Annotated in this window: 18 protein-coding genes and 2 pseudogenes; 11 read left to right on the forward strand and 9 right to left on the reverse strand. The window is 62.4% G+C overall.

Annotated elements, in window-relative coordinates:
* Nucleotides 1–112: 112 nt before the first annotated feature.
* The 3 genes from BTHE68_RS22755 to BTHE68_RS22765 all read left to right on the forward strand — a co-directional run bounded on the left by BTHE68_RS22755 (nucleotide 113) and on the right by BTHE68_RS22765 (nucleotide 3,207).
* The gene (locus BTHE68_RS22755) at nucleotides 113–619 is read left to right on the forward strand and encodes a YkgB family protein (protein ID WP_162068567.1); all 507 of its coding nucleotides are present in this window, start codon (nucleotides 113–115) and stop codon (nucleotides 617–619) included.
* A gap of 76 nt (nucleotides 620–695) precedes the next feature.
* Entirely contained in the window at nucleotides 696–2,126 is a 1,431-nt protein-coding gene (locus BTHE68_RS37280; protein ID WP_162068568.1) for an alpha/beta fold hydrolase, read from the forward strand.
* A gap of 148 nt (nucleotides 2,127–2,274) precedes the next feature.
* A complete protein-coding gene (locus BTHE68_RS22765; RefSeq protein ID WP_162069150.1) occupies nucleotides 2,275–3,207 on the forward strand; it encodes a helix-turn-helix domain-containing protein in 933 nt (310 codons plus the stop codon).
* Here BTHE68_RS22765 and benC read toward each other — a convergent pair.
* From benC to BTHE68_RS37285, 4 genes and pseudogenes are all read right to left on the reverse strand, one after another.
* A pseudogene (benC, locus tag BTHE68_RS22770) lies at nucleotides 3,178–5,974 on the reverse strand (benzoate 1,2-dioxygenase electron transfer component BenC). The gene BTHE68_RS22765 and the pseudogene benC overlap by 30 nt on opposite strands.
* A gap of 118 nt (nucleotides 5,975–6,092) precedes the next feature.
* Complete coding sequence (locus BTHE68_RS22775; RefSeq protein WP_162068569.1) at nucleotides 6,093–6,773, reverse strand: cysteine hydrolase family protein; 681 nt, start codon at nucleotides 6,771–6,773, stop codon at nucleotides 6,093–6,095.
* 4 nt (nucleotides 6,774–6,777) lie between these two features.
* Nucleotides 6,778–7,398, reverse strand: a complete 621-nt coding sequence (locus BTHE68_RS22780) for a LysR substrate-binding domain-containing protein (RefSeq protein ID WP_162068570.1) — start codon at nucleotides 7,396–7,398, stop codon at nucleotides 6,778–6,780.
* Nucleotides 7,399–7,538: 140 nt separating this feature from the next.
* Nucleotides 7,539–7,670: pseudogene (locus tag BTHE68_RS37285) on the reverse strand (helix-turn-helix domain-containing protein); the annotation flags it as partial.
* Between the two features lie 46 nt (nucleotides 7,671–7,716).
* On the opposite strand from BTHE68_RS37285, the gene BTHE68_RS36960 reads away from it, so the two are divergent.
* The 3 genes from BTHE68_RS36960 (at nucleotide 7,717) to BTHE68_RS22800 (ending at nucleotide 10,331) form a co-directional block, all read left to right on the forward strand.
* Nucleotides 7,717–8,232, forward strand: coding sequence for a non-heme iron oxygenase ferredoxin subunit (locus tag BTHE68_RS36960; RefSeq protein WP_232078089.1), 516 nt, complete (start codon nucleotides 7,717–7,719; stop codon nucleotides 8,230–8,232).
* 330 nt (nucleotides 8,233–8,562) lie between these two features.
* Complete coding sequence (locus tag BTHE68_RS22795) at nucleotides 8,563–9,849, forward strand: aromatic ring-hydroxylating dioxygenase subunit alpha (protein ID WP_162068572.1); 1,287 nt, start codon at nucleotides 8,563–8,565, stop codon at nucleotides 9,847–9,849.
* A 41-nt stretch (nucleotides 9,850–9,890) separates the two neighbouring features.
* Nucleotides 9,891–10,331: an aromatic-ring-hydroxylating dioxygenase subunit beta gene (locus BTHE68_RS22800; protein ID WP_162068573.1), complete on the forward strand. Its 441-nt coding sequence runs from the start codon at nucleotides 9,891–9,893 to the stop codon at nucleotides 10,329–10,331.
* 39 nt (nucleotides 10,332–10,370) lie between these two features.
* Here BTHE68_RS22800 and BTHE68_RS22805 read toward each other — a convergent pair whose 3' ends face one another.
* The 5 genes from BTHE68_RS22805 to BTHE68_RS22825 form a co-directional block, all read right to left on the reverse strand.
* Complete coding sequence (locus tag BTHE68_RS22805) at nucleotides 10,371–11,462, reverse strand: porin (RefSeq protein ID WP_162068574.1); 1,092 nt, start codon at nucleotides 11,460–11,462, stop codon at nucleotides 10,371–10,373.
* 93 nt (nucleotides 11,463–11,555) lie between these two features.
* Nucleotides 11,556–12,602, reverse strand: coding sequence for a porin (locus BTHE68_RS22810; RefSeq protein WP_162068575.1), 1,047 nt, complete (start codon nucleotides 12,600–12,602; stop codon nucleotides 11,556–11,558).
* A gap of 73 nt (nucleotides 12,603–12,675) precedes the next feature.
* Nucleotides 12,676–14,067, reverse strand: coding sequence for a uracil-xanthine permease family protein (locus BTHE68_RS22815; RefSeq protein WP_162068576.1), 1,392 nt, complete (start codon nucleotides 14,065–14,067; stop codon nucleotides 12,676–12,678).
* A 10-nt stretch (nucleotides 14,068–14,077) separates the two neighbouring features.
* Nucleotides 14,078–15,376, reverse strand: coding sequence for an MFS transporter (locus BTHE68_RS22820; protein ID WP_162068577.1), 1,299 nt, complete (start codon nucleotides 15,374–15,376; stop codon nucleotides 14,078–14,080).
* A gap of 264 nt (nucleotides 15,377–15,640) precedes the next feature.
* Nucleotides 15,641–16,483, reverse strand: coding sequence for a GntR family transcriptional regulator (locus BTHE68_RS22825; RefSeq protein ID WP_232078090.1), 843 nt, complete (start codon nucleotides 16,481–16,483; stop codon nucleotides 15,641–15,643).
* Between BTHE68_RS22825 and BTHE68_RS22830 the strand changes: the two genes are divergently transcribed.
* From BTHE68_RS22830 to BTHE68_RS22850, 5 genes are all read left to right on the forward strand, one after another.
* Entirely contained in the window at nucleotides 16,478–16,873 is a 396-nt protein-coding gene (locus BTHE68_RS22830) for a carboxymuconolactone decarboxylase family protein (RefSeq protein WP_162068578.1), read from the forward strand. The genes BTHE68_RS22825 and BTHE68_RS22830 overlap by 6 nt on opposite strands.
* A 59-nt stretch (nucleotides 16,874–16,932) precedes the next feature.
* Entirely contained in the window at nucleotides 16,933–17,736 is an 804-nt protein-coding gene (locus tag BTHE68_RS22835; RefSeq protein WP_162068579.1) for an alpha/beta fold hydrolase, read from the forward strand.
* An 87-nt stretch (nucleotides 17,737–17,823) separates the two neighbouring features.
* Nucleotides 17,824–18,540: an SRPBCC family protein gene (locus tag BTHE68_RS22840; protein ID WP_162068580.1), complete on the forward strand. Its 717-nt coding sequence runs from the start codon at nucleotides 17,824–17,826 to the stop codon at nucleotides 18,538–18,540.
* Between the two features lie 30 nt (nucleotides 18,541–18,570).
* Entirely contained in the window at nucleotides 18,571–19,458 is an 888-nt protein-coding gene (locus BTHE68_RS22845) for an FAD binding domain-containing protein (RefSeq protein ID WP_162068581.1), read from the forward strand.
* Between the two features lie 14 nt (nucleotides 19,459–19,472).
* Nucleotides 19,473–19,985, forward strand: coding sequence for a (2Fe-2S)-binding protein (locus tag BTHE68_RS22850; RefSeq protein WP_061178203.1), 513 nt, complete (start codon nucleotides 19,473–19,475; stop codon nucleotides 19,983–19,985).
* Nucleotides 19,986–19,988: the final 3 nt, after the last annotated feature.

Raw genomic sequence — 19,988 nt, forward strand, 5'->3', positions numbered from 1 at the left:
CGGAAATGCGCAGACTGCCTTCACGACGTCAGCACCGCGTTTCAACCATCAAAAGGACGTGCTGCGAGTGGGGGACCATTCTCCCGACTATTCTCTTACACGGAGTTTCATCATGGCATCGACCAGTCAATCGACGTTTTCGGACTTTGCAGCCGCGGAACGATCCTCAGGGACTTACATATCGCAGGCTCTGCTGCGATGGTCTCTGGTTATCGTGTTCATGTGGTTTGGCGGCATGAAGTTTACGAGCTACGAGGCACATGGTATTGCCCCGTTCATCGCCAATAGCCCGATCATGAGCTGGTTGCACGCGGCATTTGGCATTCAGGGTGCCAGCTATGTGATCGGTACGCTGGAACTGTCCACTGCGGTTGCACTTGCAGCCGGCGCATTCGTTCCGGTGCTCTCGGCGCTCGGCGCGGCGATGTCCGCGATGACATATCTGATCACGTTGACTTTCTTTGTCACGACACCGGGGGTAGCCGAGGCAACCGCCGGCGGCTTCCCTGCGATTTCCGCGCTGCCAGGCCAGTTTCTGCTCAAGGACCTGGTGCTTCTCGCGGCTTCATTCAGTCTTCTGGCGACATCCTTGCCGCGCCTGTTTTCCAAGGTACGTTGAGTGATCCTTGGCGCTGCGCGGCCCGGTTCACCGCGCAATGCACTCACCTCGATTTCACGCCACACTGGAGCTTGTCATGTCTGCTACGCCCACGTATCAAACTGTCTCTGTTGCTGATCGTCGTACGGGATCGACCATCGATGTGTTCTATCGCGATGCCGGACACAAGGACGCTCCCGTTGTCCTTCTGCTGCACGGCTTTCCGACTTCGAGCCATCAGTATCGCGGGCTCATCGCCCGGCTCGCCGACAAATATCGTGTAGTGGCCCCCGACCTGCCCGGCTTCGGCCTCTCCGATGCACCCGAAGCCAACACCTTTGCCTATACCTTCGACCATCTGGCCGAAGTGGTCGAAAGCTTCACCGACACGATCGGGCTGAATCGCTACGCACTTTATGTGTTCGACTACGGCGCCCCGGTTGGCTTTCGACTGGCTGCGTCGCGGCCGGAGCACGTGAGCGCGCTGATTTCACAGAACGGCAATGCCTACGAGGAAGGTCTCAGTGATGCCTGGAATCCGATTCGCGCCTACTGGGAAGCGGCAACGGACGAGAACCGCAACAACCTCCGCGCGTTCCTGAAGTCCGAGACGACGTCATTCCAATACACGCACGGGGAGTCGGATACATCGCTGATCGCTCCCGAGTCGTACACGCTCGACCAGCACTTCCTCGATCGGCCGGGCAACGCGGACATTCAACTCGATCTTTTCCGCGACTACAGATCGAACGTAGCGGCGTATCCGCGCTTCCACGAATATTTCCGTACGCATCGTCCACCGATGCTGGCCGTCTGGGGCAAGAACGATCCTTTCTTTCTGCCCGCCGGCGCTGAAGCCTTCCGGGGCGATCTTCCGGATGCCGAAGTTCACTTCGTCGATGCAGGTCACTTCCCGCTGGAATCGCATCTCGACGAAGTCGCGGCGATCATCCGGGCATTTCTGGCCCGCACCGTGGATTCAGCGCAAGGCGCGGCGCTGTTCGGAGAACTTGGAGAAGCATCGGCACCTGTTGACGCGAAAGAATTGCTCGACGTCATGCGCGGGGTATTCGGCTTCGTGCCTAACCTGGGCTACGCGCTTGCGGCCGAACCGTCGGTGCTTGGAGCCTATATCGCGATGCTTCAGTCGCTCGGGGCAAGTTCGCTCGACCCCATCGCACAGCAAGTTGCAATGGTTTCCGCAAGCCGCGCAAACTCAGCGGATTACGGCATTGCCGTGCATGCAACTCTCGCGGCCAGACTGGGCGCATCGGCGGACGTCGTCCAGGCAATGCGGAGCGGGAGCACGATTCAGGATCAAAGGCTGGAAGCGGTGCGTCGTTTCGCTGCCGCAATCGCGACGAACCGGACGCAGGTATCGGACAGCGACGTCAATGCCCTGAAAGCCGCGGGATTCGATCACCGCGCGATGGTGGCCATAGCATTGGCTGCCGCCGCAAAGACACTCGTGAACACCGTTGCTCATCTGTCGCGACCAGAAATCGACGCCGCTTTCCGCGCCGATTGATCCGATGACAAGCGCGGCCATCACGGTGATGGCTGCGCTTGCTGCTTTCGTATACTTACGCTAGCTGAAGTCCGCATCGCCATTGAACGCCTCGAGCGCGTGTGAAACAATGGACCGCGATCACATAGGGCGAAACATAACGTGCATGATGGATCATGACCAATCGCGCAGCCGGACCGTTCGGCATTTCGCGCTATACGGCACGGAAGCCGACCCATCGTGGGTCGACATGGTGCACTACGAACGCATTCCCCTGCGAGCCGGCCGTTTCGACTTCGACATCGAGCCACACGTGCACGATGCGCTGATCCAGGTGCTCTACGTGACCGGCGGGAGCGGCGACACCTTCATCGACGGACGGACCTGGGCAGTCGAAGCGCCATGCCTGATCGTCGTGCCGGCACGCTCGGTCCACGGCTTTCACTTTCGCAGCGACATCGACGGTCATGTCATCACCGCCGCGCAGTCTGCGCTGGAATCGCTGGCGATGACGGTCGCGCCCGAGTTGCTGGAATTCATCCGCACGCCGACGGTGCTGTCGATCGATACCGACGTCGAGCGCGGCGCACCGCTTGACACGCTGTTTCAGTCGATCGGTCAAGAGGCGCAGAGCCACGAGCGCTGGCAATTCACCGCGGGCGCGGCACTCGCGATCGCCCTGTTCGTCAAGATCGGGCGACTCAGCGAGAGCGCCCGGCTTTCCGCCAGTTCCGAGCGGCGGACCATGGCCGCGCGGATCGAGCGATTCCGCGCCCTGCTCGACCGCCATTGCCGCGAGCGGCGGCCGGTCGCAAGCTATGCCGATGAAATGGGCGTGACCACAGGCCAGCTTTCGCGCATCTGCCGCGCTACCTTCGGCGTCTCGGCAATCGAGGCGATCGATGCACGCGCCATCCATGAGGCGAAGCGGCTGCTCGGCTATTCGACGCTCAACGTGAAGCAGATCGCCAGTGAACTCGGCTTTCAGGACGAGGCTTATTTTGGCCGGTTCTTCCGCAAACAGACGGGGCTGCGGCCAACCGAATACCGCACCGCAGCCCACGACCGATCCCTACCCGATGAGAAGGGAAGCGCCGGCTGATTCGGCCGTTTCCTCCTCCGCTTCAGATCGCGATAACCCACCGAGCTTCACGAACAGGTGCTCCGGTCCGGAGTTGGTCAGATTGTTGCCCCGCACATACTGGATCGGGCGTGCCGGATCGAGCGCAATAGCGCCGACCTTGCGCGCCAGGGCCTTCGCCGCGATCAGTGTCTCCAGCTTCGCCAGCGGCGCGCCGAGGCATTTGTGCATGCCATTGCCGAAACCCAGATGGCCGGTGCTATCGCGGTCGATGTCGAAGGTCTCGCCGTCGGCGAATTTGCGGCTGTCGCGATTCGCAGCGGACAGCAGCAACCGCGACGCCCGCGACCGTGGTCGCCTCGGTGGTGATGCGGCTCACGCGCTGGACAGTGCCGCGATAGCGCGCGACCTCCTCGACGAAGCGGTCGGCGTCGGCGGGATTTTCGCGGATACGTCCCAGCAGATCCGGCTGTTCGGCGAACATGCGAAACGCGTTGGCGACCAGGATCGTCGTAGTGTCATGCCCGGCGATGAAAACGAACGCGCACAACTCCTTGGCCTCCTTCTCCGATAGCAGCCCATCCTTCCACATGCGCGCGATATGCCCGCCGATCGACTGGCTATCGGTGAGCGCGAGCCGCTCCATGGCCTCCTTCAGATATGCGAAGAACGCCTGCGCGCTCTCTTCGTCGGTGCCGGTCCCCGGCGCGTTGCGAGCAAGGCGCCCGAAGTAGCTGAAGGTCTCGTCCGACCAGAACTTCATCTTCTCCTCATCCTCGTTCGGCACGTCGATCATCGTGGAGATGGTGGAGATGCTGAGCGGGATGGCGAAGTCGTCGACGACATCGCCGCCGCCTCTGGCGATCATCGCGTCGAGCAGGTCCTCGGCCCTTTGCGCGATCTGCTCGATAAACGGATCGAGCGCCAGCGGCAGGAAAGACGGCTGGACGACCTTGCGCAAGCGCGTATGGTCGGGCGCATCGAACAGCGTGAGGAAGGTCAGCGGCGGCGGGCTCACGACCTCGGAGGAAAACAGTTTCGGATTGCGGATTGCCTGGTAGACATCGTCGTAGCGCGAGAGAAACCACACGTCGGACGTCGTCGACTGGCAACGCAGCACGGGCGCATGCTCCCGCATCCAGCGATAGTGCTCGTAAGGGTCGCCTTGCGAGCCGTCATCGACCACCTTGAACGGCTCCAGCCCTTCGGGCCAGTCCAGTTCGTGTGAATAGGCAGGAAGGGTTTTGGCCGTGAAGGGGCAGGCTTGTGGCGCCGAGGGTGGCGCTGCGACCGTGGGCATCGTCTTGCCCTTCGACATGTGCTCCAGCGCCCGGCTCATCGTGGCCTTGGAATGGCGCGCATGCAGCGCAATCACGTCCCGCGCCGCGTTCAGGTCGCCCAGTTCGAAGGCGGCGACAAGATCCCGGTGCTGCTGAACGATATCGCCGACGATCTCGATCTGATCGGTCAGCGCGCGAGCGATATAGTCCTGCACGGCCAGTTGCCGGTAGAGCGCGATCAACTGGGCGTTCCCGGACGCTTCGATCGCAAACATGTGGAAGGCATGATTTGCGTCGATGTAGCGCCGAACATCGGTAAAGCGCCGGCCGGACACGCACGGCGCGGTCGCCTCGGCGAGCTGGCGGAACATGATCAATTGCTCGCTCGACAGCCGGCCCATCGTCAGCTGAGCGGCGCCCAGTTCGAGCGCCATGCGCAGGTCGAAGGCTTCATCGACATCGACAGGCGCGATGCGCTCCTCGCCGGTCTGAACCACCAGGCCCGCGCCGGCGAACTTCTCGTAGTAGAAGTTGCGCGGCGTCAGTCCTTCGGACGACAGATGATTGCGCACCGCATCGACCATCGGAGGCGGGCCGCAGAGGTAGACATCGGCATCGCCACCGTTGAGCTGGGACGCGCTGATGTGGTGGGTCACATAGCCCTTGTTGGGATGGCGACTGTCGGGGCTCGCGACGGTGCAGGCATAGGTGAAGTTCGGCAGGCGCTGCGCATAGGTTTCGAGCCGGTCGATGCCAACCAGATCTTCGTCGCTGTTCACACCCAGGATCATGTGGATCGGATACGGGCTGCCGCCGTCCTCGACGATCTTGTCCAGCATGGAGAGAAACGGCGCGAGGCCCGTGCCACCTGCCAGAAACAGCACCGGCCGCTCGATGGGGCGCAGATAGAAGCTTCCCATCGGGCCGCGAAACTCGACCGGATCCCCGACTTTGGCGCTTTCGCAAAGCCAGGTCGACATCGCGCCTTGACGCACATTGCGCACAAGAAAGGACACGTGCGGCTCGGACGGTCCCGAGCTGAAGGAGTAGGACCGTGTCTGATCGGTGCCGGGCACCCGGATGTTGACATACTGCCCAGGAAGAAAGCCGAGATCTGCGCGGTTCTCGAGTTCGACCGAGATGGCGATGGTGGAGTCCGACGCCCTTCGGCAGGCCACAATTCGCCCCTTGTGCGACGAAGGACCGGTGCCCGAGACATCCGAGTTCGTGGCGATGTGGATCACGCAGTCGGAACGCGGGCTCATCTGGCAGGTGAGAACCTTGCGGGCGCTCGCCTCGTCCGGGCTGAGCGCGTCTTCCACACAGTCGCCCAGAACGTACTCGCCGGACTCGCAAATCGCCTTGCAGGTGCCGCACACACCATCACGGCAATCGAGCGGAATATTTATCCTGGCGCGAATGGCGGCATCGGTGACGCGCTCGCCCTCTTCGCACTCGATGAAGCGGGTCGCTCCGTCCTCAAAACGAAGGGTTATCTGATGAACCATGATGCCGGTGTCTCCTCTATATCGATGGGTTTCGATGCCAATTTAGAGGTTGAACCGCGTTCCCATCAACGGACAGAGACGACGTTATCCCGGACAAAACGTGCATTGTGCTGCATGCTTACTGCGGAAACCGGATCATGCCCGACCGGCTCAGCGTGACGTTCTTGCTCACGCTCGCCGGCGCATTGGCGAGAACCCATGCGGCCGACAATTCACCGAACGGATCCTTGCTCGACATGCCGTCGGTCGGCACTACCACCTTGAATCCGCGCAGCGCGGCTTCGCTCGCCGTGTACAGCACCGCGCCGTGCGCCATCGTGCCCGTAATGATCACCGTCCCGATGTCTCTCGACTTCAGCGCCGCTTCGAGATCGGTCTTGAAGAACTTGTCCACGCCCGACTGCACGACCGTCTCGCCCCCGGTGGCCGCCACCGCCGGCGGCACCGCCGCCAGCGTGCCTGTGCTAGTCAGGCTGTAGACGATCATCAGATTCGAATGCCGCGACTGGTTCAGCAGGTTTTGTACGGAGGGCAGTGATGCCGCACAAGTCGGGCGCTCGTTCTCGTTGCATGTGCTGGTGTCGAAATCGAGCAGCAATAACGCTGTGTGTGCGGGGTCCGTCACGGTGAATGTTTTCAATGGCGGCGGTGAAGGCATCTGCATCGAGGTCCAGGAGGCGATGATGTCCGCGTGCACGATGACATGGAAGGAGCAGGCAAGCGCAAGGACGCACAGCGGTTTCCAAACGGTACGCATAGGTCTCTCCGAGAGGGATTCCGTCAGTTGAGTGGATGCCAACGCACTATGCAACGAGCTGCGCCAGTGCGTCGAATAGCTTGTGGACTGGCGCGGCCAGCGTCGCTTGCGGGCGGGAGACGAGCTTCAGTTCACGGCTCGACCATTGCTCGTCGAGATCGACCACGGAAAACGGCAACGTGTCGCGCAGCCGGCACGTCGTCGACTCCGGCACGATCGATACACCGACACCCGCCGCCACCATGTGGCACACCGCCTCGAAGCTTTCGACCTGCGTTCGCAACTGAATGCTCTGGCCAAGGAGCAGCGCAGTCTTCGAAACGTACTGTTGATGAGACGAGCGCTCGTTCAACCCGATGTAATTCCACTCGAGCACCTGATGGAACCGAATCGCGCGCTCATGGGCAAGCGAATGCTGTTCGGGCACGATGACGACGAACCGGTCATCGCGAAACGGTGTGACAGCGAGCTCACGCGTATTCACCAGCCCGACGATGATGCCGAGATCCGCGCTGCCCTCGTCGACCGCGCGCACGGTCTCGGGGCTCGTATGCTCCTGCACGTCGACGTTGATGGTGGGGTTGTCCGCGAGAAATCGCGCAAGCAGCGAAGGCAGGAATTCGTGGATGGCATTGGTGTTGGCATAGAGCTGGATATTGCCTCGCATACCTTCGCCGAATTGCGAGAGAGCTCGTGACGCAGCTTCGTCGTTTCCCGCAGGATCGAGATCGTATGTTGCAGGAACACTTCCCCCGCCGAAGTCAACTCGACGCCCCGGCTGTGACGCAGCAAGAGTGCCGCCGAGACAGATTCCTCCAGTGCGCGGATGCGCGAACTCGCCGCCGCAACCGCCATTGGCAGACTCTCGGCCGCTTTGGTGATATTCCCGCATGCGGCGACTGCCGCGAATAGTCTCAGGTCGGTGAGATCGAAGCGCATGGTGTCTCCATCACAGTGCGGACCCGTATCGGGGCGACGTTACCACATGATGTCGAATCGTCCCGATCCGGCCGAGGCACTTTCGGCGTTCGCGAACGGCGAACGCTCCATCAACGAAATAGCAACGCGGGCCGGAATCATCTCCCGCAAAATACGGAACAATCAAGGCGATGTGGCAGGACAGAGCGCACCGGTTCTGAAGGGAATGTTACCGATATCGCCCTTTCATACCCATCTCAAGGAGACAATTCTGATGACGTGGAAACCGTTGGCACATGTTGCCGATGTTTCGTCCGGCAACGTGAAAGCGTGCCGGGTCGATAACATTCCCATCGCACTGTACAACCTCGACGGCGAGTTCTTTGCCACGCACGATATATGCACGCATGCTCACGCGTGCCTGTCGGATGGTTATCTCGAAGACGGCAAGATCGAATGTCCGATGCATCAGGGCGTATTCGACGTGCGTACGGGAAAGGCGCTATCGGGTCCGGTCGATGTCGATATCAGGACGTTCGCTGTACGGATCGATGGCGATGAGGTTCAGGTCGATGTCGAATGACTTTTCCTTGAGCCTTCGATCATGCGGACGCGCGCACCGGATGACGACATGACCGGGCGTACCGTTATCGTCGGCGCGGGTCAGGCCGGCGCGAGGACCGCCGCAGCCTTGCGCCACCTGGATGACTCCGCCGTTCTCGAAGGACGTGCTGAACGGCGGAGCGCCCTCGAAAGCGACCATCTTTCCGCTCGGCTGGTACGAAGAACACCGGATCGCACTGCGTGCCGGCGTGCGAGTCGCCGGCGCATCGACTGCGCCGAAATCGCCGACGTGGGACGACCGCTTCCCGGTCAGGCCCGCGCCCAAAGCTAGACCTTATGGAGACGAAACATGGAGACCGAAATCAAATGGTCGAAACGCGATACGGCCGCTCACGCCGCCAGCCATAGCCCTGCGCACGACTATGTGTGGCCTGAGCAGGGCTGCTCGCGCATTCCGTTCTGGGTCTATACCGACGAGGAAATCTATCGACGCGAACAGGAGCGGATCTTTCGCGGACCGAACTGGAGCTACGTCGCGCTCGAATGCGAGATTCCGAATCCCGGCGACTTCAAACGTAGTTTCGTCGGCGATCTGCCAATCGTCGTTGTCCGTGACACCGACGGCAGCGTCAATGCATTCAGCAACAGTTGCGCACATCGGGGCGTGGCGTTCTGCCAGAGCGAGCATGGCAATGCGAAGTCCTTCACATGCCCCTATCACCACTGGAGCTACGACCTTAAGGGCAATGTCACGGGGCTGCCCTTTCGCCGTGGCTACAAGGGCAAGGGAGGCATGCCCGCCGACTTCGATCTGAAGCAGCATCGCGCGCAGCCGCTCGCGGTGAGCGTGCGAAACGGGGCGATCTTTGCCTCCTTCGACACCAGCGTCGAGTCGTTCGAAGCGTATCTCGGTCCGAAGCTCTTGACGTATTTCGACCGTGTGTTCGACGGACGCAAGCTCGAACTGCTCGGCTACATGCGCCAGCGGATCGACGGCAACTGGAAATTCATGTTCGAGAACCTGAAGGACCCGTATCACGCGAGCCTGCTGCACGTCTTCTTCGTGACCTTCGGTCTCTTTCGAATGGATGCGGAATCGGCAATCGAAATGGATGAGACCGGACGCCACGGCGCGATGATCAACCGGCGCGGAGGAAAACTCGACGAGGTGGCCGCGCACGAAATGCGGCAGACGCTTCGCAGCGACATGCAGCTCAAGGATACGCGCGTACTCGATCTGATCCGCGAATATCCGGGCGACGTGACCGCGGTGATGTGCACGATCTGGCCGAACCTGATCATCCAGCAACAATCGAACACGCTCGCGATGCGCCATCTGGTGCCTCGCGGACCGGCCAGCCATGATCTGCACTGGACATTCTTCGGCTACGCGGACGATACGCCGGAGATGCGCGCACACCGGATCAGGCAGGCAAACCTGATGGGGCCGGCGGGCTTCGTTTCGGTCGACGACAGCGAAGTCATGGTGATGTCCCAGGAGGGCGTGACGCCCTACAACGACCGCGCCGGCGTGGCGGAGATGGCCGGGCGCACGGTCGAGGATCACGACCATACGATCACCGAAGTGGCCGTGCGCGGCCTTTACCAACACTACCGCAAGGTGATGGGATTATGAATACACCGACTGCCATTTCTGCGGACGTTCGCTTTGGCATCATGGATCTTTACGTCGAATACACTGCGGCGCTCGATGAGGGCCGCTACCAGGATTGGGCCGATTGCTTCAGCATCGATGCGGAGTATCGGCTGACGACGAAGGAAAACCATGAGCGAGGGCTGCCGATCGCCATCATCTATTGCGACGGCAAGGGCATGATCGACGACCGGGCCTTCACGACATCGGAGACGACCATTTCGCAGCCGCGCGCGCTACGGCATATCGTCAGCGGCATCAAGGTGAGTGCGGATGGAGACGGCTACCGCGTCCGCGCCGATTTCCTGATCTTGCAGACGATGCTGGACCGCATGACTGAAATCGTGATGTCGGGCTGTTATATCGACCGTGTCGGAGTCGATGCAGGCCGCTTTCTGTTCGAAAGCCGTGTCTGCGTGACGGATACGCTGCTCTATCCGACTTCCGTCGTGGCGCCGGTCTGACTGGAAACATGTGCCCTCTCATCGAGGGCACAGCCGCGCTTAGAACCAGTGGTTCATACCGAACGAGACGCCCGTCTGCTTTTCGTGCAAGGACGGATTCAGCGTCGCATTGGTCACGTAGCCTCCCGTGAAATGCGTGTAGTCGATATCCGCATAAAGCAAGGTGCGCTTCGAGAGTGCATAGGTGACGCCCAGAATCGCGACGCCCTTTCTTCCGTCCACGCCGTTCGTCGTATTCTTGTTGTCATAGTACGCGCCCGTGACGTTGAAGAACGGCGTCGCGTGATAGCGGACCCCGCCCCACATGTACTGATTGCGCGTCCGCCCTGCCATGTTCGAAGGAACCGCCTGCATCACGAGCGAGTAACCGCCCATCATTTCGACGGGACCGAGCGTGACGCCTCCGCCCGCGGTGTATTGATCGTTGCCGAAATACGCGCTCGACGTAGACGGAACCGGAACCGAACGGCGCGTATAGCCCGCGCCGAAATTGAAGCCACCCGGGTGATAGTTGAAGCCGGCCGCGATCATCGAGCCGCTGGCGAGACTGCCCGGTACGCCGCCCGGCGCGTAATCCGCGCGAGCCGTCCACGGACCGAAGTCGCCGTGATAGTACATGGCGTTGTCGTCGCGTCCGCTGGTGCCGCCCGATATCGCCGCGGCCTCCGTCACCTGGAGGTAGTCCAGATCGAACGGCTCGAACTCCTTGATCAGCCTGTGCTGCAGTGTGAACTGATGGCCCATGTCGACTCTGCCGAACGGTCCTCCGAATCCGAGCGTCGAATTGCGCTGGAAGATCTGATTGGTAGTACTACTGTTTGCACCCGTCGCAAGAACGTAGCCTGCCTCCAGGTTCAAGCGAACGTAGTATCCGCCGCCGAGGTCTTCGGTGCCGAGAAACCCCCAGCGATTCGATTTGTACACGCCGTTCGATGCCATCGTCAGCGCCGCGCCGCCTGCCTTGGTGCCGTTCACGAGATTGCGCAGACCGCCATCCAGCGATCCATACAACGAGACGCTGCTTTGCCCGTGAGCGGCGCCGGATGAAAGCCCCACCAGCGTCAGTGCGGCCAGCGATCGTTTTATTCCTGTCCTGCGCACGACGCGCCTTGCTCCTCCAGTTCTATCCATATCTTCTCCATTGATAAATTTCATTTTGTGCGGCGGGACGCGCGATGCTCCGCACACCCGCTCTATCCTTCGTGGATTCCGGACAACCGCCGATCAGAATTGCGTGCGAATGCCGCCACCGATCGTCTCGCCGGTGGACTCGTGGCTCGCGCGGTCGGATAGCACCGCCGCGTACAGGTCGGTTCGCTTCGACAGCGGATACAGGTACGACAGCGCCCAGGTGTTTCGATACACCGAGCTATTGCCGGAACTCTTCGAGTAGGCATCCGAGCCGAGAATCCGGCCGATACCTACCGGGATCGAAAAGCCGAGCTGGCCGGTATCGATGCCCACATCGCCCGTCGAGATGGAATCCCAGACGTGCTGATACTGTCCGTATAGCTTCACGAAGCCCACGTCATACGACGCGCCCGCGTTGACCACCGATTGCGTCTTCAGTCCCGGCAGCACGGTGTCGAGATCGCCGGCATTCAGGCTGAACTTGATCTGCTGATACACGACGGACGTCGCGAAGCCGCCGTTGCTGTAGGAAACCTGACCGGTCCACTTGTTCTGGCCGAGATGACCCGGATCGTTGCCGAACGAATACATCGCGCGACCGACAAAACCGCCGATCGCCGGTGTCGAGTAGTACACCGAGTTCCACCACTCGCCTGCGTTGCCGAACACGCCCTGCCCGTTCACGCCGACATAGCTGTGCAGCACCATCGGGGAGAACACGAAGGAGTTGAAGAACGGATTGAAGGTGATCGTCGAAAACCACAGCAGCGGGGGAATCAGGCCCGCCGTCGCGGTGCCGTAGCGCCCGGTCGCGCCGACCCACGCATTGCGCGAGAACAGGCCGTCCTGCGGAAAGCCGGTGCGGCCCATCGCGCCGTTCTGAACGTTGAAATAGCCTTCGAGATCGAAGATGACTTTCGTGCCGCCGCCGATGTCCTCGGCGCCGCGCATCCCGAAGTACGATGCGGTCAGGCCGCCGTTGCCCGCCAGCACGGTCGATTGTCCGTTCAGCGGTTTCTTGTAGGCTACGAACGCGTCGATGAGCCCATAAAGCTGCACGCTCGACTGCGCATGGGCCGCTACGCTGAGCAGCGCGGCACCGAAAGCCATCGCCTGCAAGCCGCTTTTTATTATTTTCACTCCGTCTCCTTTTTAGCTGATTTGTAGTGCTAATCAGGTATTTCGAGCAACTAGCTACGTGGTCTGCGCGGCCTCAATGCTGCGTGCGGGTCGTCGCAGTCGATGGCGTTACAGACGCTTCCCGCGTCGAGCACAGCAACGCGTGCAGGACAACGAGCGTGAGCCCGCCCGAGATGACCGGTTGCTGAAGCACGAGCTGAAGCATCAGCGGCATGGCGCGCATGACGTCCGGCGAAACGAACAGGCCGCCCAGACCGATCAGAAAGGAAAGCCCCGTCGCGATGAGCCGTCGGTCGTCCCACTCGACCTGCGCCAGCATGTGCACGCCATGCATGAAGACCACGCCGAACAGCAGCGTCGCGGCAGCGGAGATCACGGGAATCGGCACCACGACGAGCAACATGTCGAATTTCACGCATCCGCCCAGCATGATCAGGAAGATGCCTGCAGTGAGTGTGACGAAGCGCGAGCCGACGCGCGTCGCACGCAGAATGCCGATATTGTCCGGATAGGCGATCGTGCTGAAGCCGCCCCACATCGCCGCGACGACCGAACCGAGCGCGACTCCGAAGAGTCCTTCGGACATTCTTCCCGGCGTCAGCGTTTCGCCGCCCCAGTCCGCGACCGTCTGATAAAGCGCCATCGATCCCATGCCGGCCGGAATCAGCACGAGCAGAAACACGGCGACGAGATCGGGACGCACGCCGAAACCGAACGGAAAAATGTGCGGCAGGACGACCAAGGGCGCGGCGGCCACCGCTGCGAACGAAATCGGCTGAAACAGCGTATAGGCGAGCGTGCCGAGCGCGAGGCCGAGCAGGATCGAGATCCGGCGAACCCAGCGGCCGCCCTTCAGCATGGCGAAGACGATGCCGGATACCGCAACCGCGCCCGCGAACAGGTTCACGCCGGGAAAGCCGGGGCTCGCGCGATTGCCGATCCACGTGGGCAGCGCGACGCTTGCGATCTGCACCATGATCAGCATCACGATCATGCCGGAGATGAGCGGCACCCGCAGGTGCCGCGCGAACAACCCGGCCACGCTGCGCCCGCGGATCGGCACCGTGAGCGCGCACCAGATCAGCGAAGCGGCGAAGAACGAACCGAACGCGGTGCCGAGTCCGCCCGCCTGCATATGCCCGACGGCCAGCAGCGCACCGAAGCTGCCCGCATAAGGACCTTGGGCAATCGGCAGCCGCAGCAGGAAGATCGACTGCAGGATCGTGATGATTCCGCACGCCATGAAAGTCATGCCGTAGAGGTACGCGATCTGCGCGTCGGGGAGTTGGAAAGCGCGGCCGAGAATGCCGGGAAATACGAACATCCCCGTCATGCCGAAGACGTTCTGCAAACCGAGCACGGCCAGTTGCGAAAGCGGCAGGCGCTCGTTGATGCCGACATCGAAGACGCGCGCGGTGGTGTCATCGGATGCGCCGTTTCGGCTCGAGGCGCCTGACTTCGACATATCTGTTCCCTTAGTCATCGAGCGGTACGCCCTTCGTTTCGGGACCGAGCCAGATCGACACCATCCCGACGATGAACAGCAGCGAGACCGCCGCCGACGCCGCCGGGAACGAGCCGAACTTCGCGACCACGACATTGCCCGCGAGCGGGCCGATGCTGGTCAGCGCGCGCGCCATGTTCCAGCAGAAACCCTGGCCGGTTGCGCGCACGCGGGTGGGAAAGAGCTCCGGCAAATAGGCGGCGAAGGTGCCGAACGCGCCGATCACGAAGTACCCGTACAAAGGCATGAGCCACAGCACGCCGCCGATGTCATGCACCGTCATGAACAGCACGAGCGAAATGGCGAGCGAGCCGACCGAGAAGATGAAGTAGGACATCCGCCGGCCGAGTGCATCGAGCATCCAGATGAGCGTCAGATAGCCGAGCGTCGCGCCGATCATCATCAGGATGAACGCGTAACTCACCGTCGAGCCGACGTCGCGGTGATCCGAGGCGATGACCGACAACTGATGAATCCAGCTCGGAAGAAAAGTGAGCCCGCCCCAGCAGCCGAGCATGGCCGCCGACGCGACGAGCACGCCAACGATCGTCTTGCGGCGCAGCCCCGGCGCGAAGATCGCGGCGAAAGTTCGCATCGCCGGTTCGGCGTCGACGCTCGCGCGCACTTTCACCCAGCGCTGCGGTTCGGGCACGAAGAAGCGGATGAGAATCGTGACGAGCGCGGGCGCGGCGCCCATGCCGAGCACCCAGCGCCAGCCGAGACTGCCGAGCAGCAGGTTATCCAGCGCGGCGGCAAGAAATCCGAACGCGAACGCCATCTGCATGATCTGCATCGCACGGGCGCGATACCGCTCCGGCCAGGATTCCGCGACGAGCGCGGCGCCCGCCGCCCATTCGCCGCCGATGCCGAAGCCGGCCATCGCCTGCGCGACCGCGAGCTGAGTCCAGGTTTGCGAAAACGCGCTCAGCAGCGTGAAAGTGGCATAGATCAGGATCGTCCAGGCCATGACGCGCGAACGGCCGAGCCGGTCGGCGGCCACGCCGAACAGCACGCCGCCGATGCCCCACGTGAGCAGCTTGCCCGCGATGATGTAACTGCCGATCTTGCTGATCTCTGCCGCGTCGGTGGTGTGCATCAACTGGCTCACGCTCGGCACGAGCACGAGCGTGAAGAGATTCAGGTCCATCGAATCGAACATCCAGCCGAGGAACGCGGAAATCAGCGTGAGCCACTGATAGCGCGACAGCCTGAACTTCGGCGCCGCTGCCGATGCCGCCACCCCCTCGCCTATCTCCTGCGAAGTGTCCATTCCTGCTGTCTCCTGGTCTTCTGCCGTTTTTTACGACCGGACGCGCCAATGCAGCTTTATCGGCGTACGCCGATCCGTTGGCGGGAGTATATGCCGTAATACAATGTTATTGCAATACAGAATATTGCCAGTTTGGTCGATGCGAAGACGAAGCGAAGGACGCCCGGGGTGGACCGGAAAAGGAAATATGGAGTGAGCAGGAAGTGCTGCCGCCCCGATTTGCGACGAAGGTCGCAGATCGGGGCGGCGGGAGAACAGGCAGAGTCAGTTGATGTCTGCGAGGACTTCGACGGCGAGCCGCTCCGCTTGCTGAACATGCCGCTTGCAGGCGGCCGCGGCCTGATCGGCATCATTTCGCATGACCGCGTCGACAATCGCTGAAATTTCGCTGTAGCTCTCGTCGAGACGCCCTTCCTGCGAAAGCGTCGTGGCGCGCAGCATCATCACGCGCGTGTGTACGAGACGAAGCATTTCGGTCAGCACCGGGTTGCCGGCGCCTTCCAGAATCACATCGTAAAACTTGGCTTTCTGCTTCAAAAACAACAAGATGGAATCATCTGCGCGCATGTCGCGGATCGCGGCTAGTTCCTTCAGCGCCTGCATCAGCGCGACACGCTGGTCGTTCGACGCCCGTTCGGTGAACTGATGCCCGGCCAGCGCCTCCAGCGCCGCGCGCACCTCGTACAGGCCCTTCGCCTCGTTTTTCGTGATGACTGCGACGATCGGACCCTTGTGCGGAATCGTTTGCACGAGCCCCTCGGCGACGAGCTGACTGAGCGCCTCGCGAATCAGCGTGCGGCTCACGCCCAGCATCTCGCACAGCTCGCGCTCGATGAGCCGATCGCCCGGCTTGAAAGTCAGGTCGCTGATGCATGAGCGCAGCCCCTCGATCACCTGCTGCCGCAACGTCGCCGCCGGCCGCACTACTTGTCTGTTCGTGTTCATTCCTTCCTTGACCGACGTTTGCGTATCTGACATTCGAACCCCTCTCTCATCAAAGGTCGTAATACAATCATATTGACACGGCTTTAGCGCGTCTTCATACTGTGTGTGATTATACAATCGTACAACCGTCCAAACCACTGCACCCAAGAGGTTTTCATGCAAGACATCACGTCATCTGAACGCAGGGCTATCGGGGCAACGATCCGCAAGGAAGTGCTCGGCACGGCGCACACGCAGCGCAACGCCGAGCCTCATCTGTTCGACGCCGTCTTTCTCGAGTTCACCGAGGACTTCTGCTGGGGCAACGTCTGGAACCGACCCGGCCTCACGCGTTCGACGCGCAGCATGCTGAACCTTGCGATGCTCGCCTCGCTCGGGCGCTGGCACGAGTTCGAAGTGCATACGCGCGGTGCGGTGAACAACGGCGTGACCGAAGAGGAAATCGCCGAAGTGCTGCTGCAGGCGGGCGTGTACGCGGGCATTCCGGTCGCGGCGGAAGCGCTGCGGCGCGCCAAGGCCGTGATTCTGGAACTCAAGGCCAAGGCCGCCTGAGCCGACTCGCGCGTCCAATGTATGGCGCGCGTGACTTCCCCGCTTTCCCCGCAAACGTCATGTCACTGTTAACACAGCCAAGTTACTGCGAAATTCCTAACGGCCGTATCGCCTACTCGCGCTGCGGGACGGGTCGGCCGCTGGTGCTGCTTCATCCGATTGGCGTCGACCGAAGCTGGTGGGACGAATATGTCGACTCCTGGGCTTCGTCTTACGACGTGATAGCAATCGACATGCGCGGTCATGGCGAATCGAGCACGCTCAAGTCAGGCATCACGCTCGCCGACCACGCCGCCGATGTCGCCGCGGTGCTGCACAAGGAGCGCGTCGCCGGCGCCGCGCTGATCGGCGTGTCGATGGGCGGAATGGTCGCCCAGCGCGTGGCGATCCAGTTTCCCGAACTCGTCGGCGCGATGATCCTCTGCGCGACCGCCGGCGGTTTCCCCGACGACGTGCGTCCGCGCATTCGCGCTCGCGGCGATACGAGCCGTCAGGGCGCGATGCCGGAAGTCATCGACGAAACCATCGCGCGCTGGTTCGCGACGGATACGCCGCGCCCGGATCTCGTCGCGAAGTGCCGCGCGCGCCTCGCCGCCGATGACTGGTACAGCTGGAGCGCCAACTGGGAGGCGATTTCCCGGCTCGACAACCTCGCTGAATTGCGCGCCGTGCCCCAGCCGGCGCTCGTCGTGGCGGGCGACGCCGACGCGAGCATTCCTCCGGCGGTATCGCAAAAAATCGCCGACGCGCTGCCGGCAGGCCGTTTCGTCACGATTCCGGGCGCGGCGCATTTCGGCGCGTTCGACATGCGCGAGACCATCGCACCGGTGTTCAACGCGTTCCTGACGAGCCTCGCGCAGTAAGACCCGAGTTCGCGCGCGGCGCGGCTCAGAATCAACCAAATAAGTGGAGCGGACGCCCGCATGCGTCGATCGCTCCGAGGAGGCAGTATGGCAATCACCATCCGTTCGTCGTTCACCGTCGATGCGCAGCCCGCCGACGTCTGGAAGACCATGACCGACATCGAGCGCTCCGCGCCGTGTTTTCCAGGCGCGGAACTGAAAGAGCAGCAGCCCGATGGCAGCTACAAGGGCGGCTTCACCGTCAAGCTTGGCCCGCTGACGCTCAAGTTCGCAGGCAAATTCAAGATCGCCGATCAGAACGACGCCAACCGCACGGTCGTCGTCTCGGCAAGCGGCACCGATACCAAAGGCCGTGGCGGCGCCGATGCGCAAATCAACGCGGCCGTCGCCGAAGCCGGCGGCAAGACGAAAGTCGATGTCGTCTCGGAGGTGAATCTGTCGGGCACGGTCGCGCAGTACGGTCGAGGCGCGGGGATGATCGAAGCGCTCTCGCAGCAGTTGCTGAACCAGTTCGCGAAGAATCTGACCGCGCTCATCGAGGCGGACGTGGCACACGATGCGCAAACGACGCACACGCTCGTCAGCGCCGACGTCCCGAACGACGCCGCGACCTCCGCTACGCCGCAAAACGCGCAATCCGCGCGTGAAACCGCCGCGCCGGTGCCGCCCGCCGAACCGCGCCGCGCGCCGCCCGCCCCTGCGCCGGTCGCGCCGCTCGACGCGGGCGCGCTGATGCGCAAGGCGATGTGGCAGTCGATCCGAAACTTCTTCGCCCGGCTTTTCAGACCCGGGCAACAGCATTGACGAAGCGGCCGACGCACCCGTGGAGCACCCATGAAACCCAGTGAATTCCAGTATCACGCGCCGACCACCGTCGACGAGGCCGCGCATCTGCTCGGCACGCTCGAGGACGCCCGCGTGCTCGCCGGCGGCCAGTCATTGATGCCGATGATGAACTTCCGGTATCTGATGACGAGTCATCTGATCGATCTGAACGGCGTCGAGGCGCTAACGCGCATCGAGGAACGCGATGGCCGCCTGCACATCGGCGCGATGGCGCGGCAGCGCGACATCGAACTGTCGCCGCTCGTCACGAAGCGCGCGCCGCTGATCCGCGAGGCGTATCAACTCGTCAGCCACAAGCAGATCCGCAATCGCGGCACGCTCGGCGGCAGCCTGTGCCAGCTCGATCCATCGTCGGAACAGCCGTGCTTCACCGCCGCGCTCGACGGCGTGCTGAGCATCGCGCGCTACGAAGACGGCGCGGTCACGCACCGCGAACTGCCGATGTCCGACTGGGCGCTGATGTACATGACGCCCGCGCTCGAAGAAGGCGAACTGCTCGCCGACATCTCGCTCGAGATCTGGCCCGAGGGCCACGGCTATGCATTCGAGGAGTTCGCGCGGCGCCATGGCGATTACGCCATCGTCGGCGTCGCCGCGCTCTGCACCGCCGATGCAAAGGGATACATCGACCGCGTATCGCTGACGATCTGCGGCGTGGCGCCCGGCCCGGTGCGCATGCACGACGTCGAAACCGCGCTGCACGGCCGTCCGATGGACGAAGACGCGCTGCGCATCGCGAGCGACGCCGCGCGCGCGCTCGACGTGATGACCGACGCGCACGTGAGCACCGACTACCGCCAGCATCTCGCCGGCGTCCTGAGCGAAAGAGCGCTGAAGCGGGCGTTCTCGCGCGTTGCAAGACAAAACGTACAGTGAGCAAGGAGATGGACATGGAGACTCGTACTGTCAGAGTCGTCGTCAACGGCACCGCTTATGAGCGCGACGTCGAACCGCGCCGCATGCTCGGTGACTTCCTGCGTCACGACCTCGAACTCACCGGCACGCACTACGGCTGCGAGCACGGTGTATGCGGCGCCTGCACCGTGCTGATCGAAGGCCGCACCGCGCGCGCCTGCCTGACGCTCGCGGCGCAAGTAAACGGCCGGACGCTTACCACCGTCGAAGGGCTCGCTCACGCGGACGGCACGCTCAACGAGCTGCAAAAAGCCTTCACCGAAACACACGCGCTGCAATGCGGTTTCTGCACGCCCGGCATGCTGATGACGCTGACCGAACTGCTGAACGAAACCGATTCGCCGACCGAAGCCGAAATCCGCGAAGCGATCACGGGCAATTTGTGCCGCTGCACGGGCTATCAGCCGATCGTGGCCGCGGCCCTGCTCGCCGCGCAGCGCATCCGCGATCAGCGTGCCGCCGCACCGGCGGCCTACGCGACGGAGTAACAC

The sequence above is a fragment of the Burkholderia sp. THE68 genome, assembly GCF_009938265.1.
Taxonomy (GTDB): domain Bacteria; phylum Pseudomonadota; class Gammaproteobacteria; order Burkholderiales; family Burkholderiaceae; genus Caballeronia.